Annotated in this window: 3 protein-coding genes; all 3 read right to left on the minus strand. The window is 56.6% G+C overall.

The features are described 5' to 3' along the window. Nucleotides 1–2,315, minus strand: a 2,315-nt coding sequence (locus tag AAH187_RS01905; protein WP_342346737.1) for a PASTA domain-containing protein, incomplete at its 3' end; no start/stop codon positions are given. Between the two features lie 391 nt (nucleotides 2,316–2,706). Then, nucleotides 2,707–6,006, minus strand: coding sequence for a PASTA domain-containing protein (locus AAH187_RS01910; protein WP_342346733.1), 3,300 nt, complete (start codon nucleotides 6,004–6,006; stop codon nucleotides 2,707–2,709). A gap of 221 nt (nucleotides 6,007–6,227) precedes the next feature. Continuing rightward, a partial coding sequence (locus AAH187_RS01915) for a VCBS repeat-containing protein (RefSeq protein ID WP_342346734.1) occupies nucleotides 6,228–6,816 on the minus strand: 589 nt, incomplete at its 5' end.

Raw genomic sequence — 6,816 nt, forward strand, 5'->3', positions numbered from 1 at the left:
GCAATAGCGGTCCCATTCATCAACCAGATCGCCGTACTGCCGTCAGTCGTGTTGCGCCAAACCAGGTCCGCTTTGCCATCGCCGTTCACATCGCCCACGCCCCTGATCTGAAACGCCAGCGAGGCACTACCCGGAAACCCCGTGGAGATAATGGTTACCCCGTCCATCAACCACACGGCCACACCTCCACTCGAACCATTTCGCCAAATGACATCTGCCTTGCCATCGCCATTCACATCGCCAACTCCGGCAATTTTCCAGGCCACCGGCACCCCACCGGGAAAGCCTGAGGCCGCAATCGTCGTTCCATCCATCAACCAGATTGCCGTGTTGCCAGTAGAATTGTTGCGCCAAACCAGATCAGCTTTGCCATTGGCATCGAGATCTCCCAGGGCCGGAGCAGTCCTGATTGGCACCAACGTCAAAGCCGTCGTCACAAAAAAGTCCGGACCCGTAAGCAGAATTGCCTTTCTGGCTTTGGTGGTCCGTTGGATTGCTTCAAACAGAATGTTTTTGGTAAATCCAGAAGTCACCTTATGCTGCCCGGAAAGATGATACAGCAGGTCTGATGTAGGCCCTATCCCAATCGTTTCACTTTCTCGAAAATTCGGTTGTCCCGCCACCGCGCCGGCCGAAACATCTAGAAATTCAGTTGCAGTGCCCGTCGCCTTATCCACCGTATACATCCTGGCCGGGAACACCGTCGATGCTCCGGGCACCGGTCGGTTATCCGTGATCGCATAGAGCGTCCCGGCCGCATCAAACGCCAGATCCATAAAATTCCCAAACAGTTTGGCCTTTTGCGTGGCCAGGCCCGTCGCCGGATTAATCGTCACCAATCGACGGAAACTATTCACTTCGGATGTCACTACGAGCAAGCCCCATAATTGCCCTGTCCCAGGCTCCGTGGCCAACCCTCGCCCACCCTTTATGGATTCCCCCGTCGACAACGACAGGGGGACCTTGCCCAGTTGGACGCCGGTGTCTGGATGCAACCGATACAGATTCGGCGGTGTCCCTGCCTGTTGCGAAAGCGTCAGCTCTTCCACGGAATACAGGGTGGATCCGACAAAGGCCAAACCGTGCGTGCGGTGCGTCAGATCAGAAATTTTGGTCACTACCCCATCGGTGCGAATACGGTAAAGGCTATTCACGAGCGGCCCGGTATTGGAATCATTTTGAACGCCCAGGAGAAATACCGGCGGTCCTGAAGAAATGACCAAGGCAACCGAACTGCCAGGGGTCACCCTTATCCCTGCCACGGGTGTATGACTGATGACGGTGCCGCTGGGCACCGTCTCGCTATTTGCGGCCGTCACGGTCCCCACGGTTAAGCCCGACGCGATCAGAGCCGTTTGAGCACGGCTCTGAGACAAACCCACGACATTTGGCACCGCCGTCCCCAGCGACACCACTAGCGTGACGGCACTACCCGGCACCACAATCGTGCCCACCCCTGGGCTTTGACTAATGACTTTACCCACCGCCACCGTGGCACTATTGGCCATCGTCACCGTCCCCACAGTTAAGCCCTCGCTGGTGATGGCCTTCTGAGCGTCGACTTGCGTACGACCAACGACATTGGGAACCTTTGCCCCAAGGGCCACAACCAGGGCCACCGCACTGCCCGCCGCCACCTTGCTTCCGGCTCCAGGTTTCTGACTAATAACCTTGCCCGGTGCCACAGTGACACTAATGGCCGTCGTGACGGCTCCGACGGTAAACCCGGCCGTGGTAATCGCCGATTGAGCGTCTGCCTGCGTCAATCCCAACACATTCGGCACTTTGTTGCCCTGAGACACCACCAGGTCCACCGGACTGCCCAATTCCACCTTAGTTCCGGCCGGGGGAGTTTGACTGATGACTTTGCCCTCCGCCACGACGGTACTATTGGCCGTCGTCACCCTCCCTATGGTTAAACCTGCTTTAGTCAGATCCTTCTGAGCGTCAGCTTGCTTACGGCCGACGACGTCAGGAACCCCCACTCCAGAAACTACCAGATTAATCCTACTGCGTCTGACCACATTAATGCCTGGTGCCGGATTTTGACTGATAATGATACCCGGCAGGACGGTCACACTCTTCGCCGAAATGACTTTTCCCACCCTAAGATCGGCTTTGGTAATGGCCTCCTCGGCCTTAGCTTGGGTACGACCCACTACATCGGGGACTTCGATTGCCCTTGCGGTCATGGGGAAGGCAGAGGTGAGGAACAGCAGACATACCAGAATCCCCAGTTGCAAAATGAACCAATTGGATCTTCGACGGGTGGACCCGTTGGTCAGGCTCACGTCGCCCTGAGGCTGCATTTGCATTGCGTTCACGTTCTGTGCTCCATGCGGCAACAATTGACTGACCATTATGGGGTTGTTGAAAAAAGCCGCCAGCGGCGTTCTCGTCATTTTTCCGTGCTCACGTACTGGAAGTACGCTCTGCGCGCAAAAATGACTGCGGCCTTGCTGGACGAACTTTTTTGAACCGCCCCGATGCCTCTGATATGTAACGTGCCTGTGGGTCAATATGCCCTAGGAAATTATTATTATTCAACACTCCCATTATGTCATCACAGGGGTTTCCATTCATACTCCGGTTCGCGCTCGCCTTTCCATTAATACTTTCCCCTCCACTTTTCATTGGCCGGACTGGAGATGATAGTGGGTTCCGTACCGGTGAATGAGCCTGTTGGAGCAAATGTGTAATCAATGCCTACTGAATTTCCCAGTCGGATGGGGCAGAGCCAGGGAACCCCACGGTCGAAATCGATACCCCGTTCATCAACCAGATGGCCACCGTACCACTCGGACCATTGCGCCAGATGATATCGGCCCTGCCATCCCCATTCACATCGCCGACTTGAGAAATTTGCCACGCTACCGACACCCCACCAGGAAAACCAGGGGCAGCAATTTTCGTTCCGTTCATCAACCAGATCGCGGTACTGCCGTCATTCGTGTTACGCCAGACCAGATCGGCTTTCCCATCACCATTGACGTCGCCCACGCCCGAAACCTTAAAAGCCGGGGAGGCACTTCCGGGAAAGCCGACCCCCGCAATACCTACCCCGTTCATCAGCCACACGGCCACCGTGCCGCTTGTCCCATTGCGCCAGATGACATCCCCCTTGCCGTCTCCATTTACATCGCCCACACCCGCGATTTGCCAGCCAACGGGCACTCCGCCAGGAAAACCAGAGGCGGCAATTTTCGTTCCGTTCATCAGCCAGATGGCAGTGCTACCATCAGTCCTGTTGCGCCAAACCAGGTCAGCTTTGCCATCCCCGTTCACATCGCCCACCCCGGAAATTTCAAACGCTGGCGACGCACTTCCTGGGAAACCCACTGACGTCACCGACACCCCGTTCATGAGCCACACGGCCACCGTGCCGCTTGTCCCATTGCGCCAGATGACATCCCCCTTGCCGTCTCCATTCACATCGCCCACACCCGCAATTTTCCAGGCCTCCGGCACCCCGCCTGGAAAGCCAGTCGCTGAGATCGTCGTTCCATTCATCAACCAGATCGCCGTGCTGCCATCCTGGGTGTTTTGCCAGATCAGATCGGTCGTGCCGGACCCATCCAGATCGGCCAAAGCCGGAGTACCTGTACTCGTATTCGTATTTGTGGGTGGCACCAACGTCAAGGCCGTCGTCACAAAAAAGTCCGGTCCCTTGAGCGCAATTGCCGTTCTGGCTTTGGTGGTCCGATGAATCTTCTCAAACAGAATATTTTTCGTAAATCCTGAGGTCACTTTATGTTGCCCGGACAGATGAAACAAGAGGTCGGAGGACGACCCCACCCCTATTGTCTCACTCTCTCGAAAATTCGGTTGGCCGGCCACCGCGCCAGCCGAGACATCCAGGAATTCGGTTGGAGCGCCCGTCGTCTTATTCAGCGTATAAATCCTTGCCGGCGCCACGGCTCCCCCGGACACCGGTCGGTTATCCGTGATCGCATAAAGCGTCCCAGCTGCATCAAAGGCCAGGTCCATAAAGTTTCCGGAGAGTTTCGCCTTTTGCGTGGCAAGGCCAGTCGTCGGATTAATCGTCACCAACCGCCGGAAACTATTCACTTCAGACGTTACCACGAGCAAGGCCCATAGCTGATTGGTCCCAGGCATCGTGGCCAATCCGCGCCCCCCCTCTAACGATTCACCCGTGGATAACGACAAGGGAATCGTGGCTAATGTGGCCCCGGTGCCGGGATTGAGCCGATACAGATTTGGCGGAGTCCCTGCCTGTTTCGCAAGCGTCAGTTCTTCTACAGAATACAAGTTGGACCCGATATAGGCTAAGCCATGCGTGCGGTGCTTCAGATCCGCAATTTTGGTCACAACCCCATCGGTACGAAGACGGTAGAGGCTATTCACCAGCGGCCCGGTACGGGGATCATTTTGCACACCCATGAGAAGAACCGGTGGACCAGAGGAAATCACCAAACTGACATTACTACCTGGGTCCACATTCGTCCCAGCTATGGGATTTTGACTGGTTACGTTTCCTAGAGGAACCGTGTCGCTAAAAACTGAGTCCACATTCCCCACAGTCAACCCTGCATTGGTAATGGCCGTTTGCGCCGCAGCCTGCGATTTATTGACCACCGTGGGCACGGCCGTACCCAGCGACACCACCAGAGCAACAGCGCTGCCCGGGGCGACATTGGAGCCCCCTGTCGGATCTTGACTGATAACATTCCCGATGGCCACAGTTTGACTGTTAGCCGAGGACACTGTACCAACTTTAAGTCCGGCTGAGTTCAAAGCTGTTTGCGCACTACCCCTCGAAATCCCGACGATATTAGGCACCTTTGCCCCAAGGGACACGACCAAAGCCACCGCACTGCCTACCTCTACCTTAGCCTCTGCCGCCGGATCCTGACTAATGACCTTGCCCGCCGCAATGCTAGCACTATTGGCGGTCGTTACCCTGCCCAGCGTCAGGCTGGCCCCGGTGATCGCCGTTTCTGCGGCGACTTGGGTCAAGCCCACCACATTTGGCACCACCACCCCCAGGGACACCACCAACGTCACAGCGGTACCTGGAGCCACATTCAACTCGGCCACCGGAGATTGACTGATAACAGTCCCCGCCGCCAGCGTCGTACTGGTGGCCGTCGTCACCGCTCCAAGCGTCAACCCCGCCTTGGTAATGGCGGTTTCCGCAGCGGCCTGCGTCAACCCCACCACATTGGGCACCTTCGCCCCAAGGGACACAACAAGAGTCACCGCACTACCCGGCGGGACATTGCTCCCCGCGACCGGGGATTGACTGATAACCGTGCCAGCCGGAACCGTAGCACTATTACTGGCTGTTCCTGTCCCCACCGTGAGACCTGCTGCCGCAATGGCGGTTTGTGCGGCCGCCTCGGTCAACCCAACCAGATCCGGCACTGCGGTGCCCAGGGACACTACCAGGGTTACGGCATTACCCGGTAACACATTGGTACCCCCTGCCGGGGTTTGACTGATAACGCTGCCGATGGGCACCGTAGCACTATTGCTTGCTGTCCCTGTCCCCACCGTGAGACCAGATGCCGTAATGGCGGCTTGCGCGGCCGCCTGAGCTAACCCCACCACATTTGGCACCGTCGCTCCGGATATCACGAGGTCCACCTGACTGCCAGGGACCACATTAATTCCGGCCGCTGGCTCCTGACTGATAACCGTGCCGATGGGCACCGTGGCACTATTGACCGGCGTCACGACTCCCACCACCAGATTGGTGCTGGCAATTGCCGCCTCTGCGGTTGCCAGTGGGCTCCCGACAACATTGGGAACCTCTTCGGCTCTTGCCGTCGCAGGTAAGGCACAGGTGAGGAAAAGCAGAATTATGAAAACCATCAGCCGCAGAAGGATCGCCGTATAACCTTTTTGCAATTTCTGTCTGGTGAAATTAAAGTTCAATCCATTCTGGTGCGGAAACTTCATCACGATCATATCATTGACTCCAATCAGCAATAGTCGACAACCCATCACACGGCGACCAAGACTTGCCTGGTTAAGTCGCCGCATACACCTGCCCCATGGGTTGTTATTGCTTATTTCGTTGAATTTAAAGAAGGGGGTTTCGTTGTCACTGCAATGGGGGAGGGTTCGGTCTTGTGGTAAAACACGTGACTAAAAGATTGCTCATCAGGAGCAAGGAAAAATAAGGCTTATTCTAACATGCGAGGGTTAACGGGTTCCATCCTTAGCACGTTGGACAGGTGAGCCCCATCGACGGGAACCACTGGCTACTGAATTTCCCAGGCTGAGGAAGCCGAACCGGGGAACCCCACGGTCGAAATGGACGACCCGTTCATCAGCCAGACAGCCACCGTGCCTTTGGCATTTCGCCAGATGACATCCGCCTTACCATCCCCATTCACATCACCGACTTGAGAAATTTTCCACGCTAAGGGTACCCCGCCCGGGAAGCCCGCAGTGGCAATGGCGGTCCCATTCATTAACCAGATCGCGGTGGTACCATCACTCTGGTTGCGCCAGACCAGGTCGGCTTTGGCATCGCCATTAACATCGCCCACGCCGGCAATCTCAAAAGCCGTTGAAGCACTACCGGGAAAGCCCACACTCGTGATGCTTAACCCGTTCATCAGCCACACGGCCACGGTGCCAGTGGCATTCCGCCAGATGACATCCGCCTTGCCATCCCCATTCACATCACCCACGCCCGCAATTCGCCAGGCCAAAGGCAACCCGCCAGGAAAGCCGGAAGAACCAATGGAAGTCCCATTCATAAACCAGATTGCGGTACTGCCATCAGTCCTGTTGCGCCAGACCAGGTCGGCTTTGCCATCGCCATTGACATCGCCCACGCCGGCA

Source organism: uncultured Nitrospira sp. (assembly GCA_902500695.1).
Classification (GTDB): Bacteria; Nitrospirota; Nitrospiria; order Nitrospirales; family UBA8639; genus Nitrospira_E.